The 16507-nt window shown below is 43.6% G+C and carries 14 protein-coding genes and 3 pseudogenes; 16 read left to right on the top strand and 1 reads right to left on the bottom strand.

Annotation, left to right across the window (positions count from 1 at the left end; genetic code table 11):
• From F6K52_RS03405 to F6K52_RS03395, 3 pseudogenes are all read left to right on the top strand, one after another.
• Positions 1-188 (top strand): annotated as a pseudogene (locus F6K52_RS03405) (photosystem II q(b) protein); the annotation flags it as partial.
• A gap of 231 nt (positions 189-419) precedes the next feature.
• Positions 420-944 (top strand): annotated as a pseudogene (locus F6K52_RS03400) (photosystem II q(b) protein); the annotation flags it as partial.
• A 14-nt stretch (positions 945-958) separates the two neighbouring features.
• A pseudogene (locus F6K52_RS03395) lies at positions 959-1714 on the top strand (MFS transporter); the annotation flags it as partial.
• Positions 1715-1883: 169 nt separating this feature from the next.
• Here F6K52_RS03395 and F6K52_RS03390 read toward each other — a convergent pair.
• On the bottom strand, positions 1884-2138 hold the full coding sequence (locus F6K52_RS03390) for a hypothetical protein (RefSeq protein ID WP_008181083.1): 255 nt from the start codon (positions 2136-2138) through the stop codon (positions 1884-1886).
• Between the two features lie 159 nt (positions 2139-2297).
• On the opposite strand from F6K52_RS03390, the gene F6K52_RS03385 reads away from it, so the two are divergent.
• The 13 genes from F6K52_RS03385 to F6K52_RS03325 form a co-directional block, all read left to right on the top strand.
• Positions 2298-4424 (top strand): flavin-dependent dehydrogenase, encoded by a 2127-nt coding sequence (locus tag F6K52_RS03385; RefSeq protein WP_293074038.1) that lies wholly within the window; start codon positions 2298-2300, stop codon positions 4422-4424.
• Positions 4425-4496: 72 nt separating this feature from the next.
• Complete coding sequence (locus tag F6K52_RS03380) at positions 4497-5516, top strand: hypothetical protein (RefSeq protein WP_293074035.1); 1020 nt, start codon at positions 4497-4499, stop codon at positions 5514-5516.
• 617 nt (positions 5517-6133) lie between these two features.
• A complete protein-coding gene (locus F6K52_RS03375; protein WP_293039184.1) occupies positions 6134-6487 on the top strand; it encodes an ATP synthase subunit I in 354 nt (117 codons plus the stop codon).
• 76 nt (positions 6488-6563) lie between these two features.
• Positions 6564-7313, top strand: coding sequence for a F0F1 ATP synthase subunit A (gene atpB / locus F6K52_RS03370; protein WP_293074033.1), 750 nt, complete (start codon positions 6564-6566; stop codon positions 7311-7313).
• A 133-nt stretch (positions 7314-7446) separates the two neighbouring features.
• On the top strand, positions 7447-7692 hold the full coding sequence (atpE, locus tag F6K52_RS03365; protein WP_070392129.1) for an ATP synthase F0 subunit C: 246 nt from the start codon (positions 7447-7449) through the stop codon (positions 7690-7692).
• A 101-nt stretch (positions 7693-7793) separates the two neighbouring features.
• Entirely contained in the window at positions 7794-8225 is a 432-nt protein-coding gene (locus F6K52_RS03360) for a F0F1 ATP synthase subunit B' (protein WP_293074030.1), read from the top strand.
• Between the two features lie 208 nt (positions 8226-8433).
• On the top strand, positions 8434-8967 hold the full coding sequence (locus F6K52_RS03355) for a F0F1 ATP synthase subunit B (RefSeq protein ID WP_293074044.1): 534 nt from the start codon (positions 8434-8436) through the stop codon (positions 8965-8967).
• Positions 8964-9518, top strand: coding sequence for an ATP synthase F1 subunit delta (atpH, locus tag F6K52_RS03350; RefSeq protein ID WP_293074027.1), 555 nt, complete (start codon positions 8964-8966; stop codon positions 9516-9518). The genes F6K52_RS03355 and atpH overlap by 4 nt, the downstream gene beginning before the upstream one ends.
• A gap of 197 nt (positions 9519-9715) precedes the next feature.
• Positions 9716-11233: a F0F1 ATP synthase subunit alpha gene (gene atpA / locus F6K52_RS03345; protein ID WP_293074025.1), complete on the top strand. Its 1518-nt coding sequence runs from the start codon at positions 9716-9718 to the stop codon at positions 11231-11233.
• A 346-nt stretch (positions 11234-11579) separates the two neighbouring features.
• A complete protein-coding gene (locus F6K52_RS03340) occupies positions 11580-12530 on the top strand; it encodes a F0F1 ATP synthase subunit gamma (protein ID WP_293074023.1) in 951 nt (316 codons plus the stop codon).
• 405 nt (positions 12531-12935) lie between these two features.
• Positions 12936-14087, top strand: a complete 1152-nt coding sequence (locus tag F6K52_RS03335) for an AZOBR_p60025 family cell surface glycopolymer formation protein (RefSeq protein ID WP_293074019.1) — start codon at positions 12936-12938, stop codon at positions 14085-14087.
• Between the two features lie 346 nt (positions 14088-14433).
• The gene (locus tag F6K52_RS03330) at positions 14434-15690 is read left to right on the top strand and encodes a calcium-binding protein (protein WP_293074017.1); all 1257 of its coding nucleotides are present in this window, start codon (positions 14434-14436) and stop codon (positions 15688-15690) included.
• 315 nt (positions 15691-16005) lie between these two features.
• Positions 16006-16507: calcium-binding protein (locus F6K52_RS03325; protein WP_293074011.1), on the top strand; the 502-nt coding region annotated here is incomplete at its 3' end.

Raw genomic sequence — 16507 nt, 5'->3', positions numbered from 1 at the left:
GTTTCAACTTCAACCAGTCCGTAATTGATTCTCAGGGTCGTGTAATCGGAACCTGGGCTGACGTAATCAACCGCGCTAACTTAGGTATGGAAGTAATGCACGAGCGTAACGCTCACAACTTCCCCTTAGACTTAGCTGCTGGTGAGTCTGCTCCCGTTGCTTTAACTGCTCCTGCAATCAACGGTTAATAAATCTAAACAGTGGCGATTGTGATTAATCGCTTCTGTTAAATAATCAAAAACGCCTTCCAGTCATGGGGGGCGTTTTTTGTCGTGGTGGGATTTTGCAAAAAAGCGATGCTAAATCAGGGGGAATAAGGAAGAACTGTGCGCGGTTTTGGTAGGAAAAAATTGTATATACCAGCATAAAGGTATATGATTAATAGTATTGTAAAAATATAAGTATTAAAAATATCTTTGCAAGCTGAGCACAACATCCTAATGCACCCCTTCCACATGCTAGGTGTAGCTGGTGTATTCGGTGGTTCCTTGTTCTCCGCTATGCACGGTTCTCTTGTGACTTCCTCCTTGGTTCGTGAGACCACTGAGACTGAGTCCCAGAACTATGGTTACAAGTTTGGTCAGGAAGAAGAGACTTACAACATTGTTGCTGCACACGGTTACTTCGGCCGTTTGATCTTCCAGTACGCTTCCTTTAACAACAGCCGTTCCTTGCACTTCTTCTTGGGTGCATGGCCTGTAGTCGGTATCTGGTTCACTGCACTAGGTATCTCCACTATGGCGTTCAACCTGAACGGATTCAACTTCAACCAGTCCATCATCGACTCTCAGGGTCGTGTTGTTAGCACTTGGGCTGACGTAATCAACCGTGCCAACCTAGGTATGGAAGTAATGCATGAGCGTAACGCTCACAACTTCCCTCTAGACTTGGCTGCTGGTGAAGCTGCGCCTGTTGCCATGGTTGCACCTGAAATCAACGCATAGTCGTTTTGCACTCTGAAGCTGACACTTCAGCCTCCTTATCCTTTTTTGAGCAACTGCGGATTGTATTCAGTAACCAGCCTTTTCTCTATGTGATTGGTATTTACCTGTGTTCCTGGTTAGGTGTCCAGTTAATCGGTTCTATCCTGCTTTACTTCGTAGTCAATTGGATGGGATTGCCCGAGTCTACCTTTCCCTATGTCGCCCTTGCGGTTCAAGGTACTGCGTTATTAATGCTGTTTTTCTGGAAGATGGTCAGTCAGCGATTGGGCAAAAAAACCGCTTACTTTATGGGCACTAGTGTCTGGATTATCGCTCAAGTTGGTATATTTTTGCTACAACCTGGTCAAGTTGCCTTAATGTACTGTTTAGCTGTTATGGCTGGTTTTGGGGTTTCTGTGGCTTATCTCATCCCCTGGTCCATGGTGCCGGATGTGATTGAACTCGATGAATTGACAACAGGTCAGCGTCGGGAAGGGATATTTTATGGCTTCATGGTTTTGCTGCAAAAATTTGGTTTAGCCCTAGGGCTGTTTTTAGTCGGTATTGCCCTAGAGTGGTCAGGATTCATCTCATCTACTGCTGGGCAACCAGTCCCCACCCAACCCGATTCCGCACTGCTAGCCATCCGTATCGCTATTGGGCCACTGCCAACTCTATTCTTGATTGGTGGTATTGTACTTGCTTACTTCTATCCCATCACCAAGGAATTTCATGCCCAAATTCTCTTGCAGCTAAGAGAGCGTGATCAAGCTACTAGGCAAGGGGAATAGGAATTGATCAGTTCTGTTGAAGATCTAGTTTGACTCAGGAGTAGTTTTCTAAAAATAGGCATGGGTCAGCCTGGGGTTAATGTGCCAATCAATGGCAATCAATGATGAAAAAGGTAGATGCGTCATGGCTTGAGTCGTAGCAATTACAATTACCAGCTTGGCGCTTAGCTTAAGACGCCTGCCATTCCAATTCAGGCAGACTCTCCCAGGCTTGGACAACTAAGTCATTGAGTAATACTCTTTGTGAGTGATCAAGCCAATCGTCTTCTGCTAAGACTTCGGCAGTTAAATCGTCAAGAGACTGTCCCTCTTGACGGGCAATTTGAATGACACCAGCAATCGCCATTACCACCAGTTCTTCATCAACTGGTTGCTGACGTAGGGCGACTATTTCTTGTGGACTAGCTGGAATGGGATAATTCATACCTAACAAACAAGGGCACCCTTGACTATAACTAAACTGAAATCAATGTAAAGTATTTTTACGAATATTAAACAAGTCGATACTTGGAAGCTTAGCGTATTTTCAGCATTGATTACCTCCGTCTCTCCTCTTAATGACATTTGTGATCACATAACCCCTATGAAAGAGATTCTGTACGTAGAAATCCCTACACCAGACACCAAGACTGTGTGCCAATGGTTGCAACAGGAATGGCAACCTAAGGTCGGGGATAAGATAATCACGCCAGATGGTATCCGTCTGCAATGGGAGACTACTCCTGATGAGAATTCTAATCACAAGACTACAGTTGCCCTATCTTTGATTCCAGAAATCTCGATTTTTGTGTGGTCTGTGCAGCGAACCACCTACCTCAAAGCTTTTCGTTGGTCCGAAAAGCCCCTGAGCGGCGAAACGCTAATTCTAAGACAGCTGACCCATAGTCTTCGGGATCAATTCCCTTACCACTATCCAGAACCACCGGATGTAGAGTTATCGGAGCAATCCATCTTTGAAGCATTAGCACCCTATTATCCTCAGACTGTGCACTTTTTCCGGAAAATGCCTAGAGGAGAATATGACCTAAATCGAGTTTATTGGTGGGAAAAGCGCTGGCGTGAGGGGGTTCGTAACCCCCAGCAGCCCAAGCAGGTAGTGTTTAAGGAGTTGAACGGTGTTCGCGAACAACCATCTAACCTACAACCGACTAACCTTGGCCAAAAGGCCACGCTACGCGAAGAACCTTCAACCTCTAAGTACGACGTAATCTACATCGGTGGTGCCTTGGGAGTGATCCATGCTGCAACAATGGCGCAGCGGGGTTATCGGGTATTGCTGATTGAGCGGTTAACCTTTGGGCGGATGAACCGGGAATGGAATATTTCACGGGATGAGTTTCAAAGCCTGATTGATTTGGGTTTATTTACTCCAACTGAGTTTGAAGGGATTATTGGTAGGGAATACGTTGATGGATTCAATAAGTTCTTTGATAGCAACAACCCACCCCACTTGAAAGCAGCCATCTTGCACACGCCAAGGGTGCTCAATATCGCCATTGACTCTGCTAAGTTTTTGCAACTGTGTGGAAAAAAGCTCACCAGTGCTGGAGGAGAAATCTGGGATGAGACAGAGTTTATCCAAGCAACTATCACCCCAGAGGAAGTCGTGGTGGAGTTGCAACACTTACCGACTAAATCTCACCGAGAAGTGAGTGGTCGTCTGTTGGTGGATGCCATGGGAACAGCTTCACCAATTGCTTGGCAGCTCAATGGGGGTAGGGCGTTTAATAGTGTCTGTCCCACCGTGGGGGCTGTGATTGAGGGATTAGAGCCTCAGGTGTGGGATCCCGATTATGGTGATGTTCTCAATAGTCATGGGGATATTTCCCGGGGACGTCAGCTGATTTGGGAGTTGTTCCCTGGCGCAGGTCAGGAATTGACAATTTATTTGTTCCATTACCATCAGATACATCCTGAGAATCCCGGCTCTTTATTAGAAATGTATGAAGATTTCTTTACTATATTACCGGAATACCGCCGATGTGATATAGAAAAGTTGGTGTGGAAGAAGCCAACCTTTGGGTATATTCCCGGACATTTTACGGTGGGAAGTCGCGATCGCATTGTGGCCTTTGACCGACTGGTTGCCATTGGTGATGCTGCTTCCCTTCAGTCTCCCTTGGTGTTCACTGGCTTTGGTTCCTTAGTGCGTAACCTCTATCGCTTAACCGATCTCTTGGACACTGCCTTGCGGCACAATCTTTTGAGTGCTAAGGATTTAAATCAAATTCGTGCCTATCAAAGTAATATTGCTGTGACCTGGCTCTTTTCCCAGGGGATGATGGTACCAACAGGTCGTCATCTACCACCCCAGCGGATTAACTCCATGCTCAATACCTTCTTTGGTTTGTTGGCAGATGAACCACCGGAGGTACCAGATACGTTTATTAAAGACCGTTTCAGTTGGTTAACCTTTAATCGACTGGCACTCAAAGCAGCTCGGCGAAACCCTGCCCTCATCCCCTGGATTTTGGAAATGGCTGGTGCTAAGGATTTTTTGCTTTGGGTAGGCAGTTACTTAAGTTTTACTAGCAATGCCTTTGTCAGCGGGTTGCTGAAAGGTTGGTTTCCCAGTCTAGTTCGACGTTTACAGCCCTGGCTTGAAAAGCGTTATCCACAGCTTTGGTTACAGTTGTTGGCTCAAAGTTATGCCATCACAGCTGGGATGGGGCGTCCTGAGAAAATAAACCGTGATATCAAGTTCCATTGAATACTTATCATTGAAGGTTATTCGTTAATTGTTAATTAGTAATTAACAATTTTTTATTAACCAATAAGTAAGATGATGATGAGTCAAAAAAAGAGTTTAGTAATTATCTGTCTAATTTTAATCGCTGTTGTCGGTGTTGTTATTAATGTCAAACTTTTACAAGTTTGGAACTATAACACTGAGGGACACGATATTTACTATAGCTGGGTAGAAGGGAAGCGAATTTTATCGGGGGAAAATCCCTACGCTAGAGTCTTATCGGGAAATATGAGAGAGAATCAGAAGTATGCTACCTATTTCCCCCTTTTTTATTGGCTTTCAGCATTAACTCAATTATTAGGATTCCAAGACTACTCAGACTGGATTTCCCTATGGCGACCGATATTTTTAATGGTTAATATCGGTATTGCTGGTCTAATTTTCTATCATTTGTATAACCATAACCTATTTATTTTTGGCTGGTTTGCTGCTTTATTTTGGTTACTGAACCGATGGACGCTTTATGTTAGTATTGACGCTAACTTAGATTTCCTAGGCATATTTTTTCTGATTCTTTCCCTGATGTTACTGCCGAAACACAAGTTGACAGCTTTTTTGATGTTTAGCTTCTCTTTAGGGATTAAACAAATTGCTATCTTTTTACTACCACTTTACCTGATTTGGGCTTGGCAATCATCAGAGGATAATCCTGTAAAGGATACCTTAATCGCTTTGTTGTTAATACTTGTTATCCCTGGGATAACGTCACTACCATTTATCTTATGGAATGCAGAAGGGTTCTTTAAATCGATTCTATTTTCAGCCACTAGGAATCCAGACGGACATGTTAATGCTCCTTCCTTAGATGGGTTAATTACATTGTCAAATCCTGATTTCATTGGTATCAAAGCTAAGTTGCCAATGCTGTTGGTAATGAGTCTAGTATTTCTGAGTGCCATTAAGCGACAAATTGGCATCTATACTAGTGCTTTGCTGACCATGTGCGTATTTATTGAGTTTAATTCAGTTATATTTAACCAATATTTTTGTTGGGTGGTACCTTTGTTGCCTCTCGCTAGTTGCGAGATACTTCTTAAGAAGGATGCCAAATGATACCGAGTTGCATTCAAAGATAGGGAAATAGGGAGATAGGGAGATGGGGAGATGGGAAGATGGGGAGATGGGAAGATGGGGCAAGAGAAAGTTGTATCTTTGACCGCAACTTAGTATGGTATACCCTTCCGGTCAAACGCGATGCTCGGTACGAGCCGCTAAGGGATTGGCCGTAGGCCACGCTACGCGATCGCATCAGGATCCCAATACAAGGTATAGACTTTCCCTTCAAAGCTGGAGCTATACACGCCAAGTGCGGAGCTCAAGGACTTACACAAAATCATGAATGTGGTCAGCCTAATTCTGCAAGCTTACTTTGTGTAGTCGCTACCTATCCGTTACATGCACCCATCCCTGGCTCCATTTATCGGTCACCCTGTAAGCCGAAACCCTCACTTATACCGCACTTCGGAGAGATTAGTTATTTTTATACCAGATTTGTTAAGTATTGTGACCTTTCCCATGATATGATTACGTCTGGTTTGTGAAAACAAGCCAGATGACTGGACTAGCATTTGCTGCTACCGGTGAACTTGTCAGATAACCCTCTTGAGAAACCATTGACCATGGAGGAAAACACGCAAACAAGTTACTTGTCCCCTTCAACGAGTTCGTCAATGGAGGAGTATTACCAACTCAAACAAACTCTGTTGTTGGTCACCCTAGTTGCGACAGGGATTATTTTCATCTGTGTGTGGGTGGTTTACTCCCTCAACATTGCCTTGAATTATTTGATCGGGGCGTGTACTGGTATGGTTTACTTGAGAATGTTGGCTAAAGACGTAGAGCGGCTAAGCCAACAAAATAGGCGTCCGAGCACGGCTCGGTTTGCGGTTTTTATTGGGATAATTGTAGTAGCCAGTCAATGGCAAAAATTACAAATACTTCCTATATTTTTAGGGTTTCTGACGTACAAAGCCGCAATTATCGTCTATATCCTGCAAAGCCTAGTAAATCCTACCTCTAAGTAAGATTTATTTAAGTCGGATTTATTGGTAGGATAAACAGACGTTTCACCCTTGACAGAAATCTGGGTAAATCTCCAGAATGGAAATGATAAATGCTTTAAACGTTCTGAATTCTTTACCCCTTGCTTCCTTAGAAGTTGGTGAACACTTTTATTGGCGGATTGGCAATTTAACATTACACGGTCAGGTTTTTCTCACCTCCTGGGTAGTGATTGCTATTCTGGTATTAGCTTCCCTAGCGGCAACTCGAAATGTCCAAATGGTTCCTGGCGGTATCCAAAATTTGATGGAGTACGCCCTAGAATTTTTGAGGGATTTAGCGAAAAACCAGCTAGGGGAAAAAGAATATCGCCCTTGGGTACCTTTTATCGGTACACTGTTTTTGTTTATCTTCGTGTCAAACTGGTCAGGAGCCCTAATTCCTTGGGGAATTATCGAGCTCCCATCCGGTGAGCTGGCGGCTCCTACCAATGACATCAATACCACCGTTGCTTTAGCCTTACTAACATCCTTGGCGTATTTTTACGCTGGTTTGAGCAAGAAGGGTTTAGGTTACTTCGCTGGCTATATTCAGCCAATACCAATCCTCTTGCCGATCAAGATTTTAGAAGACTTCACCAAGCCCCTCTCCCTAAGCTTCCGTTTATTTGGCAATATTTTGGCAGATGAACTGGTAGTAGCCGTGTTGGTGCTGCTAGTGCCTCTGTTTATTCCCTTGCCAATTATGGCGCTAGGTCTATTTACCAGTGCAATTCAAGCCCTGGTATTCGCTACCTTGGCAGCTGCCTACATTCACGAGGCAATAGAAGTCGAAGGCGAAGAACATTAAGGGATAACCTTAGTAATCGGAATGGCACGGTAGCCTTAAATTAGGAATAGTTGGAATTGATCACTCCTTCGGAGTTTCCTTCTGACTAGTAGCTCTGTATTTTGTTCTTTAATCACGGATAAGAAAAATCATCATGGATCCAATCATTGCTGCTGCTTCAGTTGTCGCTGCTGCTCTTGCTGTAGGTTTAGCTGCTATCGGCCCTGGTATCGGTCAAGGAAACGCTGCTGGTCAAGCTGTAGAAGGTATTGCTCGTCAGCCGGAAGCTGAAGGAAAAATTCGCGGTACTCTGCTGTTAACCTTGGCATTCATGGAATCCCTGACTATCTATGGTCTGGTAATTTCTCTGGTACTGCTGTTTGCTAACCCATTTTCTTAGAACCTGATACTTTATGTAGAGACGTTGCCTGCAACGTCTCTACATGGTAGGTCTGATGCGGTGAATTGTTCGGTTTTATTCCGATTTGGGATTTGTAAAAAATGTTTGATTTTGATGCTACTCTGCCTCTGATGGCATTGCAGTTTCTAGTTTTGACAGTCGTATTAAATGCCATATTCTATAAGCCACTGACAAAAACGCTGGATGAGCGTGACGAATACATCCGGAATCAGGAATCTGATGCCAAAGAACGCTTGTCTAAAGCCGAAAAGATGGCTAAAGAGTATGAAGAACAGTTGGCTCAAGCCCGGAAGCAGTCTCAAGCTGTGATCGCTGCTGCCCAAGAGGATGCCAGAAAAATGGCAGCTCAAGCGGTTGCTGAAGCACAACAAGAAGCTCAGGCTGAACGAGCAAAAGCTCAAGAAGAAATTGATCAACAGAAACAGCAAGCGATGGCTTCCCTCGAACAACAGGTGGATGATCTATCTGGCCAAATTTTAAAAAAATTGTTAGGACCAGCGTTAGTAAGATAAATGGTGGCGTCTTGACCGCCTGACCCATATATTTACTAAAACTCCTAAGAGATTGGCGATGTGGGAGTACTGTCAAACTATTTCAAACTATTAATTATCTTGAGATAATTGTCTTGAAATAATTGTCTTGAGATAATTATCTTGAGAGTAGGTGGACAGGTCATAGCTTAGCAAGATTATGCGTTCAAAACAATTGTAAACGGATATGATGGGGAATTTAGTATTATTAGCAACAGAAGCTCATGGAGAAGGTGGTTTTGGATTAAACTTTAATATTCTTGAAACCAACCTAATCAACCTGGGTATTTTGTTGGGAGTACTCTACTACTTCGGAAGCAAATTAGTGGGAAACATTTTGAGTGAACGACGCTCAAAAATTGAACAGGCCATTAAAGAAGTAGAAGCTCGTCAAAGAGAAGGAGCCGAAGCCTTAGCAGATCAACAGCAGAAGTTAGCTCAAGCCCAAGTCGAGGCAGAAAACATTCGTGCTGCAGCAGAAGTTAATGCTAAAGCAGCTAAAGAGGCAATTTTGGCCGCTTCGGCTCAAGAGATTGAACGGATGAAAGAATCAGCAGTTCAGGATTTGAACTCGGAAAGGGAACGAGCAATGGCCGAACTACGCCAGCGAGTTGCTACTATGGCAATGGCTAAGGTTGATGCCCAACTCAGAGATACATTAGATAATTCCGCTCAACAACAATTAATTGACCGCAACATCGCTCTGTTGGGAGGTGGCTCATGAAAGGTAGTTTGTTGAGTGGGCAAGTGCTCGAACCTTATGCAGAAGCGTTGCTCGATTTGGCTAAGTCCGATAACGAAGTCAAAGGCAAACTGAGTGAGGATGTAGATACTCTGCTGAGTCTTTTGAAAGAATCGCCGCAATTGCAGGAGTTTTTAGGCTCTCCTGTGGTCAAAGCTGAGGATAAAATCGGGGTGTTGCAACAAATTGCTGGGGACCAACTTCACCCCTACACCATGAATTTTTTGAGGATTCTAGTAGACCGTGGGCGCATTGTATTGTTGGAAGGCATTTGCCTGAAGTACCAAGAACTTCTCAGGGAGTTAGATCAAACTGTTTTGGCTGAGGTCAGTTCAGCAATAGAACTTTCTGAAGCTCAGCAAGAATCAGTTCGTGAGAAAGTTAAGTCCCTCACGGGAGCCAATCAGGTAGAACTGGATACAAAAATTGACCCGGATGTAATCGGTGGTGTGATCATTAAAGTCGGGTCTCAGATATTTGATGCCAGTCTAAAAGGACAACTCCGTCGCATCGGTATGGCTCTGACTAGTTGAAGTACGTCACGTTGGTTGTTCCCCCAAGGCCAGTCGGTGTAGGGTAAGTTAGTTAGTTCTCTGAGGCTTACCTTTTAAGCTAGGTTAGTTGGTTAAAGATTAACCCCTTGGGACATAACCTTGAACAGTCAACAGTCAACAGTCAAAAGTTAATAGTTAACAGTAAACAATTAGTTAGTTAACGATCAAAACACATCATGATTAGCATTAGACCAGACGAAATTAGCAGCATCATTCGGCAGCAAATTCAAGGATATAACCAAGGTTTTGCGGTTTCCAACGTTGGAACGGTTTTGCAAGTTGGTGATGGTATTGCCCGGATTTATGGCTTGGAAAAGTGCATGGCTGGGGAACTGCTGGAGTTTGAAGATGGCACCGTTGGCATTGCCCAGAACTTAGAACAGGACAATGTGGGTGCAGTGCTGATGGGGGATGGTTTAAAGATCCAGGAAGGTAGCTCGGTTACTGCTACTGGTAAGATTGCTCAGGTACCCGTCGGAGAGGCACTGATTGGTCGGGTAGTTGATGGCTTGGGTCGTCCCATTGATGGTAAGGGTGACATTCAAAGCACTGAATCCCGTCTGCTGGAATCCATGGCCCCAGGGATTATTGCGCGGCGTTCAGTTTGTGAACCCATGCAAACAGGAATCACCGCTATTGACGCTATGATTCCCGTTGGACGGGGTCAGCGGGAGTTGATTATCGGTGACCGACAAACCGGGAAAACTGCTATTGCTGTAGACACAATCATCAACCAGAAACAGGAAGATGTTATTTGTGTCTATGTTGCTATTGGTCAGAAGGCATCTACTGTAGCCCAAGTGGTGAATACCCTCCAGGAAAAAGGAGCATTAGACTACACTGTGGTCGTGGCAGCGAATGCCAATGACCCAGCTACTCTACAGTTCTTGGCTCCCTACACCGGTGCCTCCATTGCCGAGTACTTTATGTACAAGGGTAAGGCAACCCTAGTGATTTATGATGACTTGTCTAAGCAAGCTCAAGCCTATCGCCAGATGTCCCTACTGCTGCGCCGTCCACCAGGACGGGAAGCTTATCCAGGAGATGTGTTCTACGTTCACTCCCGGTTGTTGGAACGGGCAGCTAAACTGAATGATGAACTGGGTGGTGGTAGTATGACCGCTCTGCCTATTATTGAAACTCAGGCTGGTGACGTATCAGCTTACATCCCGACTAATGTAATTTCTATTACTGATGGTCAAATCTTCCTCTCCTCTGACCTATTCAACTCTGGTGTCAGACCAGCGATTAACCCTGGTATCTCAGTGTCACGGGTAGGTTCTGCTGCCCAAACCAAGGCCATGAAGAAAGTGGCTGGTAAGTTGAAGCTAGAACTAGCCCAGTTTGACGACTTGCAAGCCTTTGCTCAGTTTGCCTCCGACTTGGATGCCGCAACCCAAGCTCAGTTGGCTCGGGGTCAGCGTTTACGGGAAGTGTTGAAGCAACCTCAGAATTCACCCCTAGCTGTGTTTGAGCAAGTGGCAATCGTTTACGCTGGACTCAATGGCTATCTAGATGATGTGCCTACTGATAAGGTGACAACTTTTACTCAGGGACTGCGGGAATACTTGAAAACCAGCAAGCCAGAGTACGTTGAGATTATCAAAAACGAGAAGAAGATCACTGATCAAGCCGAAAGCATTCTAAAAGAAGCGATCGCAGAATACAAACAGACCTTCCTAGTCTCTGCTTAACAGGTTAAAGATTAGTTTCGGTTGCAGGTTAATTTCAGTTGCAGGTTAGTAGGTTGCAGGTTAGTAGGTTGCAGGTTAGTAGGTTGCAGGTTGCAGGTTAATTTCAGTTGCAGGTTAGTAGGTTGCAGGTTCTATAAAAAACAGTCAACCTTAAACCTTGGCCTAAAGGCCACGCTATGCGAAAAACCTTCAACCTACCCTACACCGACTACGGGGCTAACAACCTTTTTGAATTAAGAATTTAGAATGCAGAATGTAGAATTCTTAATTCTTAATTCTGCATTCTGACAAACAACCTTAAACCCGAGACAACCTTAACCCTTCATCCTTCATCCTTGAACAGATTATGCCTAATCTAAAAGATATTCGCGATCGCATTAAGTCAGTCAAAAATACCCGGAAAATCACCGAAGCGATGCGCCTTGTGGCTGCGGCTAAGGTACGTCGTGCTCAACAACAGGTAACTGCAACCCGTCCCTTTGCTGACCGCTTAACACAAGTTCTCTACGGTTTGCAAAACCGGATGCAGTTTGAAGATGCCAATCTCCCCCTACTAAAAGAACGGGAAATCAAGAATGTAGGCTTGCTCGTCGTTTCAGGGGATAGAGGACTATGTGGCGGTTACAATACTAACGTGATCAAGCGTGCCGAAAACCGTGCTAAGGAACTACAGGCGAAAGGGGTTGGCTACAAATACGTGCTAGTTGGACGAAAAGCTCTTCAGTACTTCCAGCGCCGCGACCAGCCAATTGATGCCAAGTACACCGGTTTAGAACAGATTCCCACAGCATCAGAAGCATCTATGATTGCTGACCAACTCCTCTCCCTGTTTCTGTCTGAAAGCGTAGACCGGGTGGAGTTGATATACACCAAATTCGTCTCATTGATTAGTTCTCGACCTGCGGTTCAAACCCTGCTACCCCTAACAGCTAAGGGACTAGAATCACAGGATGATGAGATCTTCAGATTAACCACTAAAGGTGGTGAGTTCAAGGTGGAGCGGGAGGTAGTCACAAGGACAAGTACCGAGACTTTCCCCCGTGACATGCTCTTTGAGCAAGACCCCGTGCAAATCCTCGATGCCCTGTTGCCTTTATATCTAAACAACCAGTTACTACGGGCTTTACAAGAATCAGCAGCTAGTGAACTGGCTTGTCGGATGACAGCAATGAGTAATGCCAGTGATAATGCATCGGAACTGACTGGTAAACTAACCCTAACCTACAACAAGGCACGGCAAGCCGCTATTACCCAGGAAATTCTGGAAGTTGTGGGTGGTGCTGAAGCACTCGGTTAATTTAATTTTATTTCATTTATTTTATATAGCGGTTTTAAATTGGGTGAGGTACAGAGTCCTTGGTTTTAGGGAACAGGGAACAGGGAACAGGGAACAGGGAACAGAGAAAAAATCCTGTGTACCTCATTAGGATATAAGCCGCTATAGTCAGCTGGAAAGATTACCTGCGTCTGGAATTAACCAGGCGCATTTTTACTGTTTGCTAATTTTATCAGCAATTATAGTGTTTAGTAAAAAAGGGAATAGCGGGTTATATCATGTTAATATAATCGGTTATCAAAAAACTTAGCTTCCTTCTTGTAAGTAATCTCCCTCTTTATTGCCTGTTCCCTGTTCCCTGTTCCCTGTTCCCTGTTCCCTATTATCTAATAATTATAAGTGTTCAACAGAAAATGATATTAGATTATGAAACAATTATGGAATCGGCAGCCGATTGAGATTAGGCATACAATATTGGCTGCTGTTTTAGTATTATTTATAGTAAGTTTTTTTTATTTTGTAAAATTTGAAGGAAATATTACTGGCTTTTTCAGAATTGGGTCACTATTCCCTATTTCTCCTTATCTCAATAGTGATCAAGTATTGATTTATCAGGGAGAGCAGGGATATGATGGTCAACAGTTTCTGACTATTGCCCTCGATCCATGGTTAGAAAACTCAGGGACAATAGAAGCCATTACTCCTCCGCAATATCGCTACAGAAGAATTCTGTATCCACTGCTAGGTTATCTATTAGGTTTTGGGAATACCCAGCTAATTCCCTACGCAATGGTTGGGATTAACTGTCTAGCTATTATTCTCATAGTATTTGTCAGTAGTTTATATTTCAAACGATATAGTGGTAGAACTTGGCAATCACTCCTGGTTCTGTCTATACCAGGAGTTTGGATGGTTTTATCCCTTTCAACAGCTGATTTAATTAGTAGCTTGCTGCTGGTAACAGCTATCTATTTTTATCGCAATGAAAAACCGATTTACACAGCAATAGCGATCGCAGCTGCTTGTCTGACACGGGAGACAATGCTATTAATGTGGTTGGCAATTTTATTAACCAGTATATGGGAGCGCAAAGGTCGGCAGCTGCAACATCTATTATGGGCTTGGATACCAGTAGCTGGGTGGGCTATCTATGTTTTCTATCGTCTAGAGGCTCAAGAGAATCTAGAAGGTAGTGAAAATTTTGGCTACCCCCTATTTGGCATAGGTCAAAAGCTGATTAATAGTCTCACAGGGGGACTAGGGGGAAAAAACCTGTTTGAAGCTTATTCGTTTGCCTTATTAATAGCAGCTTTTGTAGTCACTATACTGCTAGCCAGTCAATCTCTACGGGAAAACAAAGTTATCCTAATCAGTGCAATTATTTATGCTGTGTTATTTTCAATGACTAGCATGACTATCTTAGGGTATTATTTGGATTATTCTCGTGTATACCTAGATATATATTTCTTACTATTACTCAGTAGCAGTTACTCAAAACGCTATTTAAGCTATTTAAAAAATATCGTCATGGCTGGTGCCAGTTTGGCAAGCATCACCTATTTACTTGCCCATTCATGAAAAACCGGAAAGGTAAAATTAAGATTTGGTAAAATTTAAATAAAACTCTAACAAAGGTAAAAAAAATCCTTAGATAGCGTCTTTTCTAGCGCTATCCTTATAGTTAACGGGTAACCTAATTTGGTGGGTCTGAGTGAAATCAGGCCCATTTTTAATGAGGTTTTTTATACCCACAGATTTTATTAATAACTATTACAAAAATTGTTTTTTTCAGAAAAAGTGCAATTTTAACTTGATTAATTATTAAAGGCTGAAAATCACACTAGTTTTCAGATACAGCCTCAGATACTACCCAGGTGTGCATTATATAACAACTGAGAATTTATTAATTACGGAGCAAACATTGATGGTTTCTAATGATAACTTTGCAGACCGGATATTCTTAAAGCGTACATCAGTTAGTACCACAGGCAGTAACGTGGGTTTCACTGGGGAGCCAGGTGAGCCCGATCATGCAGGCATTAGCAGCCCGTTAAATTCTGCGTGGTGGTCTTGGACAGCTCCCGCTGATGGTACAGTCACTATTGACACTTTTGGGAGTAACTACGACACTAGTCTAGCAGTCTACACCGGTTCAGCACTTAACACCTTAACAGAGATTGCCAGTGATGATGACACCTTTGGTTTACAAAGTGAAGTTGTATTTACAGTTAGCGCTGGTACAACCTACCAAATTGCTGTTGATGGCTTTTTCTTCGAGACAGGCTTGATTGATCTCAACATTAACTTAGATATTGACGACAATCTTATTTTAGGAACATCAGGCAATGATAGCCTGTTCGGCAGTGTCGAAAACGATCAGATTGAGGGTTTGGCTGGCAATGACACAATTTTTGGTAGTGAGGGAATTAATACCCTTCTCGGGGGTGATGGTAATGACGTGATATACGGTGGTTCACAGCTAGATGTGATTAGCGGTGGTAGCGGTAATGATACCATTTTTGCCAGTGAGGGTAATAATGAAATCTTTGCTGGTGCTGGTGATGACCTGATCTATTCTGGCGCTGGCGATGATTTGATTAATAGTGGCAGCGGTAACGATACCATTTTCGCGAGTGAAGGTAATAATGAAATCTTTGCTGGTGCTGGTGATGACCTGATCTACGGTGGTTCACAGCTGGATGTGATTAATGCTGGTAGCGGTAATGATACTATCTTCGCCAGTGAGGGTAATAATGAAATCTTGGCTGGTGCTGGTGATGACCTAATCTACGGTGGTTCACAGCTGGATGTGATTAATGCTGGTAGCGGTAATGATACCATCTTCGCGAGTGAAGGTAATAATGAAATCTTGGCTGGTGCTGGTGATGACATTATCTATTCTGGCTCTGGCAATGATTTCATTAATAGTGGCAGTGGTAATGACACCCTGTGGCTAGGGGGTGGTGAGGATCTAATTATCCTCGAAAGCGGCAATGGCTTTGATACTATCAACAACTTCCAGCTTGGTCTAACTATCTTTGATGCGGGCGATAGTAGTCAGCTGAACATTATTGATGGTGCTAATGGTGCGGAAATTTCGAGCGGTGGAGACCTCCTGGCTGTGGTGAGTTGGACTCAAGCTAGTACTCTGATTGACAATCTGGATCAGGTGTTTGTGTAGGGTTTTTCTCCAAGCCTCCGGTATAGCAAAGCTTGCCGGAGCATAAAATCATTAGTTGATTACTATAGTGCGTCTGAGTGAACTCAGACGCATTTTTGATCAGGGTTGGTCTCTCCAGGCCTTTTGTTAAGGAATATTACAAAAAACTGCCCTTTTGTAGAAAAAGAGCAGTTTCAGTTTGATTAACCATTAGAGGCTGAAAAACACAGCAGTTTTTCGATACAGCCTCAGACAGCACCTCAGATGTAACTTCAGATACAACCGAGGTGTGGGTTACACAACAAATGACGATTCCTTATTACGGAGAAAACATCAATGTATAATACCAATTATATCGCGGGAACAGAATATGATGATACCCTTCAGGGCACTGTCGGAAACGATGAGATTGAGGGTTTCGGTGGCAATGACACAATCTTTGGTAGTGAGGGAATTAATTACCTTTACGGCGGTGATGGTAATGACTTGATATACGGTGGTTCACAGCAGGATGTCATTACCGGTGGTAGCGGTAACGATACCATCTTCGCGAGTGAGGGTGATAATGTAATCTATGGTGGTTCTGGTAATGACGTCATCTATTCTGGCTCTGGCGATGATTACATTAACAGTGGCGATGGTTACGACACCCTGTGGCTAGGAGGTGGTGATGATGTAATTGTCCTCGACACCGGCTATGGCTTTGATACTGTCAACAACTTCCAGCTTGGTCAAACTACATTTGATGTTGCCAATCCTAATAATCTGAGCATCGTTGATGGTTATAATGGTGCCGAAATCTTCAGCGGCGGAGACCTCCTGGCTGTCGTGAGTTCGA

This window comes from Moorena sp. SIO3H5 (assembly GCF_010692395.1).
Classification (GTDB): Bacteria; Cyanobacteriota; Cyanobacteriia; order Cyanobacteriales; family Coleofasciculaceae; genus Moorena.
Note: the sequence above shows the minus strand (reverse complement) of the source record. Positions and strands in the feature narration are given on the sequence as shown.

Excerpts from the sequence above, each read along its gene's own strand:
- F6K52_RS03390 (WP_008181083.1), bottom strand. The coding sequence starts at position 2,138 with ATGAATTATCCCATTCCAGCTAGTCCACAAGAAATAGTCGCCCTACGT.
- atpH (WP_293074027.1), top strand. The coding sequence starts at position 8,964 with ATGAAAGGTAGTTTGTTGAGTGGGCAAGTGCTCGAACCTTATGCAGAA.
- atpA (WP_293074025.1), top strand. The coding sequence starts at position 9,716 with ATGATTAGCATTAGACCAGACGAAATTAGCAGCATCATTCGGCAGCAA.
- F6K52_RS03385 (WP_293074038.1), top strand. The coding sequence starts at position 2,298 with ATGAAAGAGATTCTGTACGTAGAAATCCCTACACCAGACACCAAGACT.
- F6K52_RS03355 (WP_293074044.1), top strand. The coding sequence starts at position 8,434 with ATGGGGAATTTAGTATTATTAGCAACAGAAGCTCATGGAGAAGGTGGT.
- atpE (WP_070392129.1), top strand. The coding sequence starts at position 7,447 with ATGGATCCAATCATTGCTGCTGCTTCAGTTGTCGCTGCTGCTCTTGCT.
- F6K52_RS03340 (WP_293074023.1), top strand. The coding sequence starts at position 11,580 with ATGCCTAATCTAAAAGATATTCGCGATCGCATTAAGTCAGTCAAAAAT.
- F6K52_RS03330 (WP_293074017.1), top strand. The coding sequence starts at position 14,434 with ATGGTTTCTAATGATAACTTTGCAGACCGGATATTCTTAAAGCGTACA.
- F6K52_RS03335 (WP_293074019.1), top strand. The coding sequence starts at position 12,936 with ATGAAACAATTATGGAATCGGCAGCCGATTGAGATTAGGCATACAATA.
- F6K52_RS03380 (WP_293074035.1), top strand. The coding sequence starts at position 4,497 with ATGATGATGAGTCAAAAAAAGAGTTTAGTAATTATCTGTCTAATTTTA.
- F6K52_RS03375 (WP_293039184.1), top strand. The coding sequence starts at position 6,134 with ATGGAGGAGTATTACCAACTCAAACAAACTCTGTTGTTGGTCACCCTA.
- atpB (WP_293074033.1), top strand. The coding sequence starts at position 6,564 with ATGGAAATGATAAATGCTTTAAACGTTCTGAATTCTTTACCCCTTGCT.
- F6K52_RS03360 (WP_293074030.1), top strand. The coding sequence starts at position 7,794 with ATGTTTGATTTTGATGCTACTCTGCCTCTGATGGCATTGCAGTTTCTA.